Genomic DNA, 17,424 nt, shown 5'->3' with positions numbered 1-17,424 from the left:
TTACACCTTCTCTTTCACATTTTTTCCTAAAATACCAGCTGGTCTTACTAAAAGGATAATGATAAGCACTGCATAGACAACTGCATCCTTGTAACTTGCAAGACCGATAGAAACAGAAAACGTCTCTAAAAGACCAATCATAAAACCTCCGACAGCTGCACCTGGAATAATACCGATACCGCCTAAAACAGCAGCGACAAAGGCTTTAATACCGGGAACCATTCCCATCAGTGGATCAACAGAATTATAATAAAGTCCGATCAAGACACCGCCAGCACCAGCAAGTGCAGAACCTAAAGCAAAGGTAAAACTGATAGTACTATTAACATTGATTCCCATCAACTGCGCAGCATCACTGTCAACTGAAACGGCACGCATGGCTTTACCCATTTTAGTTTTTTGAACAATAAACTGCAAAGCCAACATCAAGAAAATAGAGACTCCCAAAATGATGAGTTGTACATTGGTTACACTAACAGGACCTAAATTGTATTTCACTGTGGCAAGAGTTTGGGGAAAAGCATGTTTATTGGCACCAACTAAACGAACCATACTGTATTCGAGAAAAAAAGAAACGCCAATGGCAGTAATCAAGGCAGCGATACGTGTCGAATTCCGCAAAGGACGATAAGCCAGAAATTCAATCACGACCCCCAAGATAGCTGTTAGAACCATCGTCAGCACAAGAGCCACAAAGAAATTCATATGATATTTTGTAATAAGAAAATAACCAATAAAGGCTCCCATCATATAAATATCTCCATGGGCAAAGTTAATTAACTTAATAATTCCATAAACCATGGTATAACCAAGGGCTAACAGCGCATAGACACTCCCTAAGATAAGACCATTAATAAGTTGTTGGAGCATATTATTTTACCAAACTTTCTATAAATAAATAATATCTGGGGAAACGTTCCCCAGATGTTCATTGTTTCAGACCTATTCTGTCTTTATTTTGCTTCAACAGCAGTAGCTGTGTCTTCTTTGCCATCTTTAAGACCAACCATAACAGCAGATTTAACAGGATTATGTTTCTTATCAATTGTCATTTTACCTGTCACACCTTTAAAGTTTTTCAATTTAGCTAGGCTTGTTGCAATATCCTTAGATGTTTTGGCATCTTTTGCAGCATCAGCAATCATATAAACGGAATCATAAGCAAGAGCTGCAAACATATTTGGTTCTTCACCATATTTAGCCTTATAATCTTTCAGGAATTTTTCAGCCTTATTTGTTAAAGCAACTTTTGTTGAGTAACCAGACACATAATGGACATTATTGGTATTGGCTGCACCAGCACCTTCAACATATTTTTCATCATTAAAACCATCAGGTCCTAAGATAGGTTGGGTAAGCCCCATATCACGTGCTTGCTTTGTAATCAAACCAGTTTCAGTATAATAACCTGGTATCACAATAGCATCAAAGTTCTTATTTTTAAACTTGGTCAGAGCTGCTTGGAAATCTTGATCTTTAGCTTGAAAGGTATCTTCAACAGTAATCTTTCCTTTATATGCTTTTTTGAATGCATCAGCAATACCTTGGGCATAATCGCTTGACTTATCATAGTAAAGCGCTACTTTTTTAGCTTTCAAATTATCTGTTGCATATTTTGCAATGATCTTACCTTGGAAGCTATCTTGAAAAGTTGTACGGAAGATGTAATCTTGAACTTTGCCTTTTGAATAGGTCAAATTATCTTGTGTTCCAGAAGGCGTTACGAGTGGTACTGCAGCATCGTTGGCATTGGGAGCAGCAGCCGCTGTAGCACCGGATGTTGCTGGTCCCAAGATAGCATTTACTTTACTTTGGGTAGCAAGATTAGTTGAGATTGTTGATGCTTCACCGTTATCAGATTTATTATCTTTTGAGATAACTTTAATCTTTTTACCGTCAATGCCGCCTGCCTTATTAATCTCTTCAACAGCAAGGTTAGCACCATTCTTTTCAGCCTGTCCATAAGCGGCTACATCTCCTGATAATTCAAGATTGTAACCAATTTTTACGGTATCTCCGATTTTATTACCAGCTGCATCTGATGAACCACCAGGTGCTGAGCCGCAAGCTGCAAGAACAGCTGCACTAACAAAAGAAAGAGCTGCTAGAGCTATTTTTTCTTCATATGTTTTCTCCTTAAATTTATCTTAAATATTAGTCATCAATAAGAATACTGAATTATCTGAATATTGTCAAGCATATTTCCTTATTTTTATAGATGCCTTTCTAGCGCATTAAACTGCCTACGAAATTTTGATCAATCGTATCAATATAAGACGGAAGAACCTTTTTGACAAACTTAAGAGCACCAATCTCTTCAATGATTTTATCAGTTTCATCTTGAGCAATATAAAGTACTGAATAACGCATTCGCCGAGAATGGTAAACGACGTTGCCATACTTATTAAGCTTTCTGGCATCACGATTATAATAAAGATAAACAATCAGGCCTAATCTTTTTTCTTTTCAAACATTTTCTCTTATTTTTCCTTAATATTATTGCCATATCCTTTTTTGTGAGGTGGTTTATGCGGTGCTAGCGGCAAACCCGTATCTACGAAAACATCCGGTGAAACAGACTCTGCTATCTTTTGAGAAATTTTGGCCAGAACCTCCTGTAAATCCACTTCAGCTCTGCGAAGTGCAATAACTTTTTCGTTCAAATCAAGCTGACGTTTTTTTCAAACATCTTTCGCCTCAATTGCCTTATTTCCGGACGGTATTTAATAAAAGTTTTTTGATCATTGTAATCTTCATTAAAATGTTGAAAATTACTAATTTCTTTTTGCAAATTTTTATCAGCTAGAAATGCTTTTTGAGCCGCTTTGTACGTCCTGACCACTTCCAAATTTAAAAAGTAACCACAAGATCATCAAGAGCATCTTCAATTGCAAATAATTGACTGTTAATTTTTAACATATTTCTATTATAACAAAAAATGATTTCCCGTTTTGTTTGTTATCTTTTTTCAGAAAAATCATAATTTCCCTACTCAACTCAAAAAGCCGAGTCATTATAACTCAGCTTCTCCTACTTATTTTAATTCATTATTTTCCATGATTTCATCGATGAAACCATACTTTAATGTTTCCTTAGCATCCATCCAATAATCACGTTCAGCATCCTTATGAATTTGTTTTACTGTTTTTCCAGAATTATCTGATAGAATCTTTTCTAATTTTTTGCGTGTTTTAAGCAATTGTTCGGCAGCAATAGCCATATCAGACTGCTGTGTGCCACCGCCTGTACCGCCCATTGGCTGATGGATAAGATATTCTGCATTTGGTAACATAAAACGTTTTCCTTTAGCACCGCTAGACGCGATGATTGTTCCCATGGAAGCAGCAATACCCATGACAATTGTCTGAACATCAGACTTAATAAAGTTCATGGTATCAACAATAGCAAGGCCTGCTGAAACAGAACCACCCGGTGAATTAATATAAAGATAAATATCTTTGGTATTATCTTGTGCATCAAGAAACAGTAACTGAGCAATAATGGAATTTGCCATATTGTCTTCAACAGGACCAGTCAACATAATAATACGATCTTTTAATAGACGTGAATAAATATCATAAGAGCGTTCACCACGGCTCGTTTGTTCAATAACTACAGGAATCATACTGTATTTCTCCTTTAATTCAATCTTGGGGTTATTATATCCTATTGGTCAAAAAAGGTCAAATATTTACACTGGTTTTTGACAACTTTTTTAAAGTGAGGAACTATCAAGTAGCTCTTAACTCCTGAACTGTTCTTGCGGCAATTCCCTCTTAAAATCCCGAAAAGCAAAATTTATCAGACTTGACCTCGTTCTCTCATTTCTAGGCTCGGGAAATAACAGTCCACCGGACTGTTATTTTGTACCAAACAAGCGATCGCCGGCATCTCCAAGACCTGGAACAATATAGCCTTTTTCATTTAGTCTTTCATCAAGAGCCGCTGTATAAATATCAATATCGGGATGTGCTTCCTGTAATTTCTTAAGGCCTTCAGGAGCCGAAACAAGACAAACAAATTTGATATTGGCTGCCCCTCTTTTTTTAGGGAATCAATAGCTAAAACAGCCGAACCTCCAGTTGCTAACATGGGATCAACCACAAAAATCTGACGTTGATCAATATCTTCGGGTAATTTAACCAGATATTCTACCGGCTCCAATGTTTCTTCATCACGATACATACCAATATGACCAACTTTAGCTGCTGGTACCAAACTCAAGAGTCCGTCAACCATACCAATACCAGCACGCAAAATTGGAACAATGGCCAATTTCTTTCCTGTCAACTGTTTTTGTACAGTCTTAGTAATCGGCGTTTCAATCTCCACTTCTTCTAGCGGCAATTCACGGGAGACTTCATACCCCATAAGCATGGCAATTTCATTGACTAATTCACGAAAATGCTTTGTTGAAGTATCTTTACGACGTAAAATAGAGAGCTTGTGCTGAATAAGCGGATGCGAAATGATTTGAAATTTCCCCATAATGTATCCTTTTTCTATTTTGTATTTTCTGTGACCATTATAGCATAAAAAAGCCGATAAATTCTAATCAAATCTTAAAAATGTACAAATAAGCAAAGAGCACAAAAAATCAAGTTATTAAAAAGATACTTTTAATAAAAATAGCTGTATATAAAAACATTCCAAAAATCGGACAGGATTTGCCAATTTCTAGAATATTTTAAAATATTTCTTATTTTCCAAAGACACTGATAATGCGATTTAGTGCTTCTTGAACTGTATTTTTAGGTGTCGCAACATTAAGGCGGGCACAGTACTTGCCTTCCTTACCGAAGTGCGCACCATCATTGAGGACAACTTTTGCTTCATTTTGCAGTTTTTCACTCAGTTGAGGCTGAGTAATAACATAAGCAGAAAAATCCAGCCAAACCAAATAAGTACCTTCAGGTTTCATCACTTTGATTTTCGTTTTTGCTTCCAATTCCTTTATGACCAGTTTAATATTTCCTTCAATAACTGTTTTGAGCTCTTCCAACCAAGGTTTTCCATATCGGAAGGCAGCTTGAGTTGCTATCATCCCAACGGTTGGCACTTCATGCTGATTGTTAGCCAACTGCTGATGCTGAAATTTCCGACGCAAACTCTCATTTTGAATAATAGCAAAGCTGTTTTTAGTTCCTGCAATATTAAATGTTTTCGTTGCTGAACTTAGAATAATCGTAAAATCCTTGTATGAAGCATCCAAAGTGTTGAGGGAATGATGTTTATTTCCAAAAAGAGCTAAATCCTGATGAATTTCATCAGAAACTAAAATCACACCATATTTCTTACAAAGCTCAGCTATTTTGATCAAATTATCCTTATCCCAAACACGTCCACCAGGATTATGAGGACTACAAAGAAGATAAATTTTGACATTATTGTCAATAATATCTTTCTCTAGCTGCTCAAAATCAATCTCGAAACGTCCATTGATAATTTGCAGAGAATTTTCTACCAACCGACGGTCATTTAGTCTGATTGTACGTGCAAAAGGATAATAGACGGGTGAGTTAATTAAAACAGCATCTCCTTTTTCACTAAAAGCCTGTAGGGCTATTGAAATAGCTGGAACAACGCCATCAATGAAAAGAATGTCTTCTTTTATAACAGCATAGTCATGCTCCTTTTTTTCCCAGTCAATAACCGCTTGATAGAGGTCATCGTTAAAATAGTTATAACCAAAAATATGTTCTCGTCCATAATTAATAATAGCTTCTTTAATTTCTGGTACAGGCAAAAAGTCCATATCAGCCACCCACATCTGAAGAAGCTCTGGATTATTTTCAGAAGTTTTCCACTTATAGGTAAATTGATTAAGACGGTCAGGTCTTGTTGTAAAATCATATTGTCCCATCTCTTTTATTATCTCCTTTAAGCTTCTAAAGTAGCCTTTAAATCATCGATCAAGTCTTTCGCATCTTCAATTCCAATGGACAAACGCAGTAAATCATCTGTCAAACCATAAGAATGACGCACTTCCTCTGGTATATCTAAGTGTGTCTGTGTCGCTGGATAAGTAATTAAACTTTCAACGCCGCCTAAACTTTCTGCAAAGGTAAACAGTTGTAAATGATTGAGGATTTGCGGAATTTTCTTTTCATCCACAACTTTAAAAGAAATCATTCCGCCTTTTCCTGTATAAAATACCTCTTTAACAGCAGGTGATTCTTCTAAATAAGCAACAACTGTCTTAGCATTTTGTGTTGCTTTTTCCATACGCAATTTAAGTGTTTTCAGACCGCGCATCAGCAAATAAGTATCTAAAGGCGAGAGTGTTGGACCTGTTGTATTTTGGTCATAAAAAAGCTTATCGTAAATTTCTTGATCGCTGGTCATTAAAACACCAGCAAGAACATCATTATGACCTGATAAATATTTGGTTGCTGAATGCAAAACCACATCAGCACCTAAAACGAGCGGATTTTGATAAATAGGACTGTAAAAAGTGTTATCAACAATGACCTTGGCACCATGCTTATGAGCTGCCTGAGCAACTTTACTAATGTCAAATTCAATCATGAGCGGATTGGTTGGTGTTTCAATAAAAACATAATCGGTCTCATCTGAAATGGCAGCAATCATATCAGTTTCTGTATTGGTGTAAACAAAAGAAAATCTTCCTGCTTTTTCCTGTTCGTTAAACCAACGAAAAGAACCACCATATAAATCACGCGCCGCAACTACCTTACTCCCAATAGGAAAACCATTAAAAAGCAAAACAAGCGCCGCCATACCCGATGATGTTACTAAAGCATATTTAGCCTTTTCAATTTTAGCCAGTGTTTCTTCAAGAACAGTGCGGGTAGGATTTTTTGTCCGTGTGTAATCAAAGCCTGTTGACCTACCAAATTGAGGATGCTGATAAGTCGTTGACAAATGAATAGGAGCCGTCAAAGCTCCTGTTGTCTTGTCCGTATTAATTCCTGCATGTGCCAGAATAGTATCTAATTTATAGTCTTCAGTCATCGCTTTTACCTTTCAAGTCTAATGCAATTATTTTACCACTTATTCCCAAAAATGACGGACTTTTACCCTATTCTATTTCTTGATAGTTAGCTATAAAAGAAACTATAAGCAAACTTATCATCTTAGCTTTTTTATTACCATGCTGGAAGCTTTACGGCACTACTAGTATAGTTAGTGATTTGCGAAAGCCAAAAAATCCCAATGAAAAACCATTGGGACAGCACGTTAATTCATATGGAGCTTCCGACGAAGGCCAGCCGCCTTAGTACCCAACATCTTATCAAGAAGATGAGTAGCTAAAGCTAAGGTACCATAAACAACTATACCAATAAAACCAATCACTATAATATAAATAAGACTGGCGATTCGACTATTATCTGATAGAATTAGCCCTAACAGCCAAGTTGCCAAAGCGACAACAATAGTCATAATTGCTGTCAAAATCAATACTAAAAGACTTGTCCTTCTAATGGCAGTGCGATTAAAGCCTGTAATTTTTTGAATTTGAAGGTACATCAGAATAATTGGAATGAATAGGGCAAACGTTGTTGCTAATATTGGACCGTAGGCCCGCAAAAAATAAATGAGAGGAACTTGTAAAACAAATTTAGCAATAACACCATAAATAAAGTAACGAATAGCCTTACGATTTTCAAATAAAGCCTGCAGCATCGGAGCTAAAACCGTATAGATAGCTAAAACAATTGTCTGCAGTAAAGAAACGATGAACAGACCCAACGCTTGTCCCTGAGGCAGACCGTAAAAAATAGTATAGAGCGGCTTAGCTAAAATAACAGCTCCCATAATGGCAGGAATGATAAAAATCATCAGCATTTGTAAATTATTAACAACCAGGCGTGCCGCAGCTTTTTTATCTTTTTTAACAAAATTCTCTGTTAATAAAGGAATACCAACACCTGCAATCGCTGTCGCAACAGCAATCAGAATCATCGTAACTTTGCCTGGATTTGTCGAAAAATAGGCAAACATAACTTTTAATTCTCTATCACTATAATGTGTAAAAAGAGCCATACTATTGCCAAAAGTAAATTGATCAATCAGTTTAAAGACCTGAATAGCCGAACCTGTAACGATAAAAGGAATAGCTTCTTTAACTGTTTCAATAAGGAGATCCTTGGTATCAATATCAATCTTTTCAGGCTTTTTGCCAAATAGGGCATCTAATAAATCGTTTTGCCATAGGAAATAAATAAGAACGGCAATCCCTGCAAACATTCCGACAAAGGCAGCAAAAGTAGACTGTGTTACTGCATCAACATAGTCTCCTGAGCTCATCTTCATGATAAAAAAAGCAGTCAAAAGCATCCAAATAACCCGAACAACTTGTTCAGCTATTTGACTCATAGCATAAGGTTTGAGATTATTAAACCCTTGAAAAAAGCCTCTTAAAACGCTCATGGATGGAAAAACAAGAACTGCCAAAGTTAAACTTCTAAGGACAGGTACCAGGTCTTGACCGCCACGGCTCATACTGGCAAAAACAGGCGATCCTATATACATAATAACAGCAAAGATAGCACCTAGACCAAGCATAAAATGCAAAATCTTCCGCACAAGATAGGTACTTTTTTTAGGATCTCCCAGTGTGTTATACTTTGAAACCTGTTTGGCAACAGCAACAGGAATACCAACAGTTGAAATCAGTAAAAAAAGGGCATAGATTTCATAACCCATTCCAAAAAGAGCATTAGCTTCTGCTGCATATTTTCCCATCCATGCATACCAAGGAATAATATAAACAGCTCCGAGGAGACGGCTAATGAAATTACCAGCAGTCAGCCAGGCAGTTCCTCGAACCATTTGCTCTTGCTGTGTCATCTTTGTTTCTTTATCAGACATTTAAATTCTTTCTAGCATTTTGATAAATTTATTATAAACTTTTGATTGATACTTGTAAAACACTAACTTAAAGTCTAAAATAAAAGGTATGATTACAATTGAAAAAACGTTAGAAATCTTAAAAGAAGATGATAATTTACGTGAAATTGTCGCAAACAACCACTACTCCCTTAATTGGAAAGAAAAGATAAACTTTCAAAAAATCAGCTATGACAGCCGTGATGTTGATGACAAGTCTCTCTTTTTTGTTAAAGGAGCAACTTTCAAAAAAGAATTTCTAGAAAAAGCTATCGAAAGCGGATTAACCTTTTATGTAGCAGAAAAAGATTATCAAGTGGGTATTCCGCTTATTCTTGTTAATAATATCAAAAATGCTATGTGTTTGATTGCTAAGGAATTTTATGACAACCCTCAAGATAAGTTGAAAACTTTGGCTTTTACAGGAACTAAAGGCAAAACAACAGCTGCTTATTTTGCTTATCATATCTTAAAGCAAAGTTACCGTCCAGCCATGCTTTCTACCATGAACACAACCCTAGATGGGAAAACCTTCTTCAAATCAAAATTAACAACCCCTGAGAGTTTAGATCTTTTTAAAATGATGGCACAGGCAGCTGCTAATGGCATGACTCATCTTATTATGGAAGTCTCCAGCCAAGCTTATTTAGTTGGCCGTGTTTACGGACTGACTTTTGATGTTGGTGTTTTTCTCAATATCAGTCCTGATCATATTGGACCGATTGAACATCCTACTTTTGAAGATTATTTTTACCATAAGCGCCTTTTACTGAAGCATAGTCGTTATGCTATCGTCAATAGTCAGATGGATCATTTTGCACTTGTTCGAGAACAGGTTGCCGACCAGCCGCATGATTTTTATGGGAAATATTCTGATAATCAAATTATAAACAGCAAGGCTTTTTCATTTGATCTGACGGGCAAATTAGCAGGCCATTATGACATTCAGCTGACAGGATCGTTCAATCAAGAAAATGCAGTTGCTGCTGCCTTGGCCTGCTTACAGTTAGGAGCTAACCAGACCGATATTCAAAACGGTATCGCTCAAACAACGGTGCCGGGGCGTATGGAAGTCCTCACTCAAAAAAATGGTGCCAAGGTCTTTGTCGATTATGCCCATAATGGAGATAGTTTAGAAAAGCTATTGTCAGTAGTTGAAGAACACCAAAAAGGAACATTAATTCTTATTCTTGGTGCTCCTGGAAATAAAGGCCAAAGTCGCCGCGCTGATTTTGGCCATGTCATCAATGTTCATCCAGAGCTGCAAGTTATTTTAACTGCAGATGATCCTAACAATGAAGATCCACAGCTTATCTCTCAAGAAATTGCCAGCCATATTAAGCGTCCTGTGGATATTCTTGTTGATCGTAAGCAAGCTATTCAAAAAGCCATGTCATTGACGCAGTCTGAAAATGATGCTGTCATTGTAGCTGGTAAAGGAGCTGACGCTTTTCAAATTGTTAAAGGACAGCGCACAGCATATGCTGGTGATATTGAAGTGGCTAGAAAATATCTTTAGCTAAAAATTAAAAAAGTGGATCAGACTATTTAAAGTTTTCGCTATATTGTTCGCCAACAGTCGTTAAGGTTAGGTATAGCATACTAATCCTTATTCATTTACTTTTACACCAAGTTAGATAGTTTTACTTTAAAATAAGCTTGTTATGATTTTTATCGCTTTACTCATAACAAATAACTAATTAACAATTTTACATTAAAAGCAGAGAATAGTTTAGAAAGAAGGATACAAGTATGATCATAGCAGTCTGTTTAGGAATTCTTTTGGTTATCATTTTAGGAGTTCTTTTCATTTTTATCATGAGAGCTGTTCACAATTTTAAGTACAGCTCACAAGGAATCGCTAACACTCCTGACTATTATGCCAATCCTAGTAAACTTTCTCTTTACAAAACTGATATTGCTGGTCTTACTATTGAACACGTAACAGGAGATTATCTCAATGGATTCAGGATAATTCCAGATAACATTACGTATAAAGGTATTATTGTAACTTTTGGGGGCTCCGATGGTACGCCTGCTTATGAACAAGCTGTTCAATTAGCTCAAGAAGGTTATCAGGTTTTAGCCCTATTCTTCTTTGGTATGCCTAATCAACATCCAACACTTGCTGAAGTGCCAGTAGAATATTATCAAGAAATTGAAAGCTATATTTCACAACACTTTAGTCAACCCGATATGATTACTGTAATTGGAACATCTAAAGGTGCAGAATATGCCCTACTACTTGCCAGTCTCTATGATTCCATTGATAATGTTGTTCTCTATGCTCCTTCTAGCCACATTTATGCTGGCTTGGATTTTAGAAACTACTCCTCTTCTTGGTCACAAAATAATAAAGCACTGCCTTACTTGGATGTCCGTTCAGAGAATTCTCTAAAACTCTTCTATAATTTTTTGATAAAAACACCTATTTCTTATTATCATACCTACAAACAGGCTTTAGATAAGGATAAAAACAGCGAGGAAAAACGCATTAAGGTTGAAAAAACAAAAGCAAATCTGCTCATTTTTGCTGGAGCAAAGGATGCTATGTGGCCAAGCGCTGAATCTGCAAAGCTCATAGCTAAGCATCATCCTAAACAAACACAAGTCATTATTTACAAAGAAGCCGGCCATTTGTTTGCCGGTGACGGAATCATCGGCAGTCATGGCATTTATCTGTCTGTTGGCGGAAATCAAACGGCTAATGAAGCTGCCAAAAAAGACAGTGACCAAAGACTCAAAGAACAATTAAATCTTTGGCATAACTATGGTTAATTTTCTCTTAATAATAATTATTTTAAGCAATAATTTGAATGATTCTAAATAAATGTCAAGCAATTCAAAAAATTCTAACATTTTACTGAAAAAGGCTTTTTTAGGCCTTTTTTCTATGCTATAATAATCATACTTTTTAGAAAGGAGGTTAAACATGTCAGATATTCGTGCTGAATCCGTTCAAGTTGCTTATGACAAGGATATTATTATTAACGATCTAACTCTCCAAATTCCTGACCAAAAGATTACAACTATCATTGGTGCAAATGGCTGTGGTAAATCAACCTTATTGAAAGCTTTAACACGCATTCAAGCGATCAAAAAAGGACAAATTTTGTTGGATGGTCAGGCTATTAGCCAATTGCCAACTAAAGAAGTTGCTAAAAAGTTAGCTCTTTTACCCCAAGTTTTAGAAGCGACTGAAGGTATTTCAGTTTATGAATTGATTTCATATGGACGATTTCCCCATCAAAAGTATTTAGGAAATCTTTCTAAAGAAGATAGGAATAAAATCCATTGGGCAATGGAAGTGACTAAGGTGGTTGATTTTGCCAATTTGGATGTTGATAATCTTTCAGGTGGTCAACGCCAGCGTGTTTGGATTGCAATGGCCTTGGCTCAAGATACAGATACCATTTTTCTAGACGAACCAACAACTTATCTTGATATGAATCATCAATTAGAAATTTTAGAATTGTTGCAAAGACTCAATCAAGAAACACAAAAGACTATTATCATGGTGCTTCACGACCTTAATCTATCTGCTCGTTTCTCTGATCATCTCATTGCTATGAAAAACGGGCAAATTAAATATCAGGGTAATGTTCAAACGATTATGACACCTTCCATTTTAAAAGATATTTTTCAGATAGATGCTCAAATTACTAAAGATCCTATCCATAAATGCCCCGTTCTACTGACTTATCAGTTAATATAGATTTTAGGAGATAACTATGACCCTCAAAAAAATTTTAGCAGTCTTTATCACATTTGTTGCTGCTTTTATTCTAGTTGCCTGCGGCAATTCATCATCTAAATCATCAGACTCAAAAAAGGATGCTATTTCTAGCATGCCAAAAATTTCTGGCGTGACCTACTACGGCAAGGTACCACAATCACCCAAGCGTGTGGTTAGCATTACTTCAACTTATACCGGCTACCTTTTAAAATTAAAACAAAACCTTGTTGGCGTATCTTCTTATGACAAGAAAAATCCTGTTTTGAAAGACAAGGTAAAAAATGCCAAACAAGTGACTTCAACAGACCTTGAAGCTATCACAGCTTTGAAACCTGATCTCATTGTTGTCGGCTCAACAGAAGAAAAAATTGATCAATTAAAGAAAATTGCTCCTGTCATTTCAATTGAATACGGTAAACGCAACTATCTCGATATTTTCTCTGATTTTGGAAAAATTTTTAAGAAAGAAAAGAAACCAAACAGTGGCTTAGTTCTTGGAAGTCCAAAACAGTTAAAGTTAAGAAAAAATTAACTAAAGCAGTCGGCAAAGATGCAACTTTTACCGTTATGGGACTTTTTGAGAAAGAAATTTACTTATTTGGTAATAACTGGGGACGCGGTGGTGAAGTTATTTATCAAGCGCTCAGATTTAAAGCACCCGAAAACGTAACTAAAGAAGTCTTTCCAAAAGGCTATCTATCCACTTCACAAGAAGTTGTAGGAAATTATATTGGAGACTATGTTGTGGTTGCGGCCGAAGATAAAAAAACAGGCTCTTCGCTTTATGAAAGTGATACTTGGAAAAATATTCCTGCTGTTAAAAAAGGACATGTCATTAAAGTGAATGCCAATGCTTTTTACTTTAATGACCCTCTGACTCTTGAATACGAATTGAATACCCTTGAAAAAGGGATTCTAAAAGCAGCCAAATAGGAGTAAGTAATGAAAAAACTTGCTCAAGAAATTAAGCCAAAACACTTTTGGCTTGTTTTTTCATCATAACTTTGCTTTTTATCACTGGCCTTTATCTTAGCTTAAAACTTGGTGCTATTAACTACACGAACAAGGCCTTGATTAAAGTTTTAAGTCATCCTTTGACATCTTCTAAGGTCCAGGATGTCGTTATTGATATTAGAATACCACGCATTACAGCAGCTCTTTTAGTTGGTGCTGCCATGGCAGTTGCTGGCAGCATGATGCAGGGGATCACTAGGAATCCTATTGCTGATCCCGGGCTATTAGGAATCAATGCTGGTGCTGGTTTGGCTTTGATCATTGGCTATGCTTTCTTTAGACATTTGCACTACAGTTTTATTCTTTTACTATGCCTTTTAGGAGCAACTCTGGCGGCTCTTTTAGTCTTTTCTCTGTCCTACTCACCTAGAAAGGGCTATAATCAATTGCGGCTTATTTTAGCTGGCGCCATGATTGCAACACTTTTTAATGCTTTTGGACAGGCTATTACCATTTACTTCAATTTATCTACTTCCGTTATTGGTTGGCAGGCTGGTGGTTTAGTTGCCATTAACTGGAATATGATTAAAATCATTGCTCCTTTTATCCTGATCGGTTTGATCTTAGCCCAACTTTTTGCCCACCAATTAACCATCTTGAGTCTCAACGAAACCGTCGCTAAATCCCTTGGACAAAGGACTTTTATGATGACTGCCTTTCTTTTAGGATTAGTCTTAATTCTATCCGCTTCTGCTGTTGCCCTAGTTGGGTCTTTGGCTTTTATTGGTTTAATTATTCCGCATTTTATCAGGATGTTTATCGGTAGAAATTACCGTTATATTCTTCCTCTAACAGCCTTTTTAGGAGCAACATTTATGCTCTGGGTTGATTTGGTTTGTCGGACACTTAATCCGGGCTATGAGGCACCACTCAGCACTGTCATCAGCATCATTGGCCTACCATGTTTCTTGTGGCTGATTAGAAGGGGGCGACAATTATGAAAAATTCCGTAAAAGCAAGGCACGTTTTTCTATTGTTAATCCTTTTACTATCCCTCTTTAGTCTTATCTCACTTTCGATTGGTCAAGTTAGCTTTTCTGTCTTTGATATTTTAGACATTTTTCTAGGCCGTTCCTCTGATGCTATGATGATGATTATCACCAATATTCGTCTGCCACGAATTTTAGTTTGTTTGTTAGCAGGAGGCTCCCTTGCTCTAAGCGGCATGTTGTTGCAAACCCTGACTCATAATCCCTTGGCCGATTCAGGAATTTTAGGGATTAATACTGGTGCTGGCATGGTCATTACCTTGACCATTTCTTATCTTAATATTGAAAGTCACTTGGTCATTAGTTTTTTACCAGTGATTGCTATGCTAGGCGGCTGCCTTACTATTTTACTTGTCTTTCTCATTGCACGTCAGAAAAATAATAATATCAGCCCAACACGCTTGATTATTACGGGAGTCGGCGTTTCTACCATGTTGTCAGGAACTATGGTTTCAATTGTTGGCAGTGTTAATCGTTATAAAGTTGATTATATTGTTCATTGGCTGAGTGGTCAAATCAGTGGAGATAATTGGACAACACTGATGATTCTTTCACCATTATTATTTACCCTCTGGATCTGGACTTACAGTCGGAGTCAAACTTTAAATATTATGAATTTAAATGATCATACAGCCTTGGCTTTGGGTTTACGCTTACAAAAGGAGCGGCTGATAACCTTGACGCTTGCAACTAGTTTAGCTGCCCTCAGTGTTATCCTCGTTGGAAACATCACCTTTATCGGTTTAGTTGCTGGACATATTGCCAGAAAATTATTAGGTAGTAATCACTTTATCAGCTTACCCTCTGCGATGTTGATTGGTATGTTGATCTTACTCTCAGCCGATACTATTGGGCGAGTCTTTCTCATCGGTACGGGAATTCCAACAGGGCTTATTGTCTCTATTTTAGGGGCTCCTTATTTCCTTTATTTGATGACAAGGATAGAAAAATAAAAAGGACTGGTTATTTATGTTAATAACCATGTCCTATAATGAAACTAAGTTTGTTTTTTAACCAAGATTGTTATAGTCTTTTAGGTTGCTTTTAGTAGAAGACAACTCAGCAAATTTTATGAACTGCTTAGCAGTTCATAAAATAACAGCAGCTACTATATGGAACTACCTAGCTGCTTTACTAGCTTTGTCGGATAAAATCGCCTCCTTGCGTCGCAGAGCTGCAGGCAGTACTGGATACTGGAGTACGACAAAGCGAACTAACGAAGTAATTAAAAATAAACTAAAAGACTGCACAAGTCTTGCAAACACTGCTTACGTCATAAGAGGTCTGGAATTTTGATTCCAGATCTTTTTATTGCCAAAAGAAGCCGATAGCTGTCCTTTTTGCAGAATATGCCCCTCCATTGCTTTTAAAAGCTTGCTTTTTCTTGTCCAGCGATGTAAATTCAAGGAACAATCTAGACTGTAAATGGTAAAGCGATACTTATGATTTTGACCCAGCGGTGGTTTTGGACCAGCATAACGATGCCAACCATAAGCTATGCCCTGTCTAGCTTCTTGAGGATCTGCTACTTCAAATCCATGAGAAATATTAGCCTTGATATGACTAGAGGCAGGAAGATTCCAAATCAACCAATGCGTGAATTCCCTTTTGAGAGGGTGTGTCAAATCTTCTAAAGTAATAGCAAGTGTTTTTGCATGAGGAGAAAGATTCTTGATAAAAAATTCAGGTGATCTATCTTCTCCCTTGCCCGTATGTTCGAGTGGAAATTCACCACCTTCAGGAATTGTTGAGCAAATAAAGTCTAATCTTTCTATCATGACAAACACCTCCTCTCTACTTTCTTTATTCATTATCTAACAAATTTGAATACTTATCCCATAATTGCGATGAGTAAACCTTGGCTTGATCAGATTTTTTGACAACTTGCCAAAGAATGGAAGCGGCTTTCATTTTATTTTTAATCCCTTTAGTCTTTTTATCTGCACAAAAATCCTTGTAAAATTGATTCCATTGGCAAGAACGATTATCATATCTTGCGTAATCAGATTTTCCAGTATAAACATCCAAAAGATCTTGGACGGTAAAACTAAGATCATTTTCTGCCTTGACTTTCCGCCATGCTGCTGCCATATCCGCAGTGAATTTAAAAGGTTCAACGCCAGTCTGTTGGGCAAAATAAGTCCTAAACGTTTGATTAAAGGCAAAGCCACACAGCAGCAAAGAACTGGATAAGCTGAGCTCTTGTGTCGCTTTTGGTTTAAAAGGCTTAGTCTTCCTTTCAACTTCTTTCATTGGTTCTCCTGCAAAATAAGCCTTTATCCTATCGTTTAATTCCTGCTTTGTTCCCCAATGTGCACAGTCCAGTTGCTGACAAATATGCAACAATTCTTTCTGATACCAATAATACTTGCAAAACTCTTCATAGGTTTTAATCTGGAAAAAATCAGGACGCTTAACCACAATCTACTCCTTTTTATGACAAACAGCTTCAATGTTATTGCCATCTGGGTCAATCAAGAAAGCCGCGTAATAATTGAGATGGTAATTTTCTCTGATGCCTGGAGCACCATTATCAAGAGCCCCTGCCTTCAAACCAGCTTGATAAAAAGCTCTCACTTCTTCTCGTGTTTGGGCATTGAAAGCAAAATGCATTGGCGGGAACTTTTCTCCTGATCCAAGCCAAAAATCTCCTGCAGGATCTGCACTGCGGACTTCTGCAAAACTAGCACCGAAAGAATTGTCAATCCTTAGTTCATAGCCTAAAGGTGCTAAGGTTGCCTGATAAAAGGCTTTGCTCTTTTCTAAATCTTGTACGGTAATGCCGAAATGATCAATCATAGTAATGACTCCTCCCCTTTATTATACATTTTT

Annotated in this window: 14 protein-coding genes and 4 pseudogenes; 6 read left to right on the top strand and 12 right to left on the bottom strand. The window is 36.8% G+C overall.

The window, feature by feature from the left end; translation table 11 throughout:
* The 9 genes and pseudogenes from SRT_RS02495 to SRT_RS02455 form a co-directional block, all read right to left on the bottom strand.
* Positions 1 to 870 (bottom strand): branched-chain amino acid ABC transporter permease, encoded by an 870-nt coding sequence (locus tag SRT_RS02495; RefSeq protein WP_002262676.1) that lies wholly within the window; start codon positions 868 to 870, stop codon positions 1 to 3.
* Positions 871 to 953: 83 nt separating this feature from the next.
* Complete coding sequence (locus SRT_RS02490) at positions 954 to 2,114, bottom strand: ABC transporter substrate-binding protein (RefSeq protein ID WP_128832923.1); 1,161 nt, start codon at positions 2,112 to 2,114, stop codon at positions 954 to 956.
* Between the two features lie 112 nt (positions 2,115 to 2,226).
* Entirely contained in the window at positions 2,227 to 2,448 is a 222-nt protein-coding gene (locus tag SRT_RS02485) for a DUF2129 domain-containing protein (protein WP_128832922.1), read from the bottom strand.
* A gap of 32 nt (positions 2,449 to 2,480) precedes the next feature.
* A pseudogene (locus SRT_RS02480) lies at positions 2,481 to 2,919 on the bottom strand (YlbF/YmcA family competence regulator).
* A 115-nt stretch (positions 2,920 to 3,034) separates the two neighbouring features.
* Positions 3,035 to 3,649, bottom strand: coding sequence for an ATP-dependent Clp protease proteolytic subunit ClpP (clpP, locus tag SRT_RS02475; RefSeq protein WP_255262943.1), 615 nt, complete (start codon positions 3,647 to 3,649; stop codon positions 3,035 to 3,037).
* Positions 3,650 to 3,859: 210 nt separating this feature from the next.
* Positions 3,860 to 4,488 (bottom strand): annotated as a pseudogene (upp, locus tag SRT_RS02470) (uracil phosphoribosyltransferase).
* Positions 4,489 to 4,699: 211 nt separating this feature from the next.
* Complete coding sequence (locus tag SRT_RS02465) at positions 4,700 to 5,863, bottom strand: MalY/PatB family protein (protein ID WP_128832921.1); 1,164 nt, start codon at positions 5,861 to 5,863, stop codon at positions 4,700 to 4,702.
* Between the two features lie 17 nt (positions 5,864 to 5,880).
* Complete coding sequence (locus tag SRT_RS02460) at positions 5,881 to 6,975, bottom strand: cystathionine gamma-synthase (RefSeq protein WP_128832920.1); 1,095 nt, start codon at positions 6,973 to 6,975, stop codon at positions 5,881 to 5,883.
* 225 nt (positions 6,976 to 7,200) lie between these two features.
* Complete coding sequence (locus tag SRT_RS02455) at positions 7,201 to 8,835, bottom strand: putative polysaccharide biosynthesis protein (protein ID WP_161940014.1); 1,635 nt, start codon at positions 8,833 to 8,835, stop codon at positions 7,201 to 7,203.
* An 88-nt stretch (positions 8,836 to 8,923) separates the two neighbouring features.
* Between SRT_RS02455 and SRT_RS02450 the strand changes: the two genes are divergently transcribed.
* The 6 genes and pseudogenes from SRT_RS02450 to SRT_RS02425 all read left to right on the top strand — a co-directional run bounded on the left by SRT_RS02450 (position 8,924) and on the right by SRT_RS02425 (position 15,545).
* Positions 8,924 to 10,372, top strand: coding sequence for a UDP-N-acetylmuramoyl-L-alanyl-D-glutamate--L-lysine ligase (locus SRT_RS02450; RefSeq protein WP_128832919.1), 1,449 nt, complete (start codon positions 8,924 to 8,926; stop codon positions 10,370 to 10,372).
* A gap of 233 nt (positions 10,373 to 10,605) precedes the next feature.
* On the top strand, positions 10,606 to 11,631 hold the full coding sequence (locus SRT_RS02445; protein ID WP_128832918.1) for an acyl-CoA thioester hydrolase/BAAT C-terminal domain-containing protein: 1,026 nt from the start codon (positions 10,606 to 10,608) through the stop codon (positions 11,629 to 11,631).
* Positions 11,632 to 11,785: 154 nt separating this feature from the next.
* A complete protein-coding gene (locus SRT_RS02440) occupies positions 11,786 to 12,568 on the top strand; it encodes an ABC transporter ATP-binding protein (RefSeq protein ID WP_128832917.1) in 783 nt (260 codons plus the stop codon).
* A gap of 16 nt (positions 12,569 to 12,584) precedes the next feature.
* A pseudogene (locus SRT_RS02435) lies at positions 12,585 to 13,522 on the top strand (ABC transporter substrate-binding protein).
* A 9-nt stretch (positions 13,523 to 13,531) separates the two neighbouring features.
* Positions 13,532 to 14,544: pseudogene (locus SRT_RS02430) on the top strand (FecCD family ABC transporter permease).
* Positions 14,541 to 15,545, top strand: coding sequence for a FecCD family ABC transporter permease (locus SRT_RS02425; protein WP_128832915.1), 1,005 nt, complete (start codon positions 14,541 to 14,543; stop codon positions 15,543 to 15,545). Before SRT_RS02430 ends, SRT_RS02425 begins: the two are co-directional and overlap by 4 nt.
* A 315-nt stretch (positions 15,546 to 15,860) precedes the next feature.
* On the opposite strand, the gene SRT_RS02420 is transcribed toward SRT_RS02425, so the two are convergent.
* The 3 genes from SRT_RS02420 to SRT_RS02410 are packed head-to-tail and all read right to left on the bottom strand — an operon-like array spanning position 15,861 to position 17,391.
* Positions 15,861 to 16,370 carry a YbhB/YbcL family Raf kinase inhibitor-like protein gene (locus SRT_RS02420; RefSeq protein ID WP_128832914.1) on the bottom strand — a complete coding sequence of 170 codons (510 nt, stop codon included), beginning with the start codon at positions 16,368 to 16,370 and terminating at the stop codon, positions 15,861 to 15,863.
* 25 nt (positions 16,371 to 16,395) lie between these two features.
* On the bottom strand, positions 16,396 to 17,013 hold the full coding sequence (locus SRT_RS02415) for an SAP domain-containing protein (protein WP_161940013.1): 618 nt from the start codon (positions 17,011 to 17,013) through the stop codon (positions 16,396 to 16,398).
* 3 nt (positions 17,014 to 17,016) lie between these two features.
* Positions 17,017 to 17,391, bottom strand: coding sequence for a VOC family protein (locus SRT_RS02410; protein ID WP_128832912.1), 375 nt, complete (start codon positions 17,389 to 17,391; stop codon positions 17,017 to 17,019).
* Positions 17,392 to 17,424: the final 33 nt, after the last annotated feature.

The organism is Streptococcus troglodytae (genome assembly GCF_002355215.1).
GTDB lineage: Bacteria > Bacillota > Bacilli > Lactobacillales > Streptococcaceae > Streptococcus > Streptococcus troglodytae.
The sequence above is the reverse complement of the archived record's forward strand: the minus strand, read 5'-3'. Positions and strand labels throughout refer to the sequence as shown.

Coding starts and splice junctions, on each gene's coding strand:
- SRT_RS02495 (WP_002262676.1), bottom strand. CDS start 870: ATGCTCCAACAACTTATTAATGGTCTTATCTTAGGGAGTGTCTATGCG.
- SRT_RS02465 (WP_128832921.1), bottom strand. CDS start 5,863: ATGGGACAATATGATTTTACAACAAGACCTGACCGTCTTAATCAATTT.
- SRT_RS02460 (WP_128832920.1), bottom strand. CDS start 6,975: ATGACTGAAGACTATAAATTAGATACTATTCTGGCACATGCAGGAATT.
- SRT_RS02455 (WP_161940014.1), bottom strand. CDS start 8,835: ATGTCTGATAAAGAAACAAAGATGACACAGCAAGAGCAAATGGTTCGA.
- SRT_RS02450 (WP_128832919.1), top strand. CDS start 8,924: ATGATTACAATTGAAAAAACGTTAGAAATCTTAAAAGAAGATGATAAT.
- SRT_RS02445 (WP_128832918.1), top strand. CDS start 10,606: ATGATCATAGCAGTCTGTTTAGGAATTCTTTTGGTTATCATTTTAGGA.
- SRT_RS02440 (WP_128832917.1), top strand. CDS start 11,786: ATGTCAGATATTCGTGCTGAATCCGTTCAAGTTGCTTATGACAAGGAT.
- SRT_RS02425 (WP_128832915.1), top strand. CDS start 14,541: ATGAAAAATTCCGTAAAAGCAAGGCACGTTTTTCTATTGTTAATCCTT.
- SRT_RS02420 (WP_128832914.1), bottom strand. CDS start 16,370: ATGATAGAAAGATTAGACTTTATTTGCTCAACAATTCCTGAAGGTGGT.
- SRT_RS02410 (WP_128832912.1), bottom strand. CDS start 17,391: ATGATTGATCATTTCGGCATTACCGTACAAGATTTAGAAAAGAGCAAA.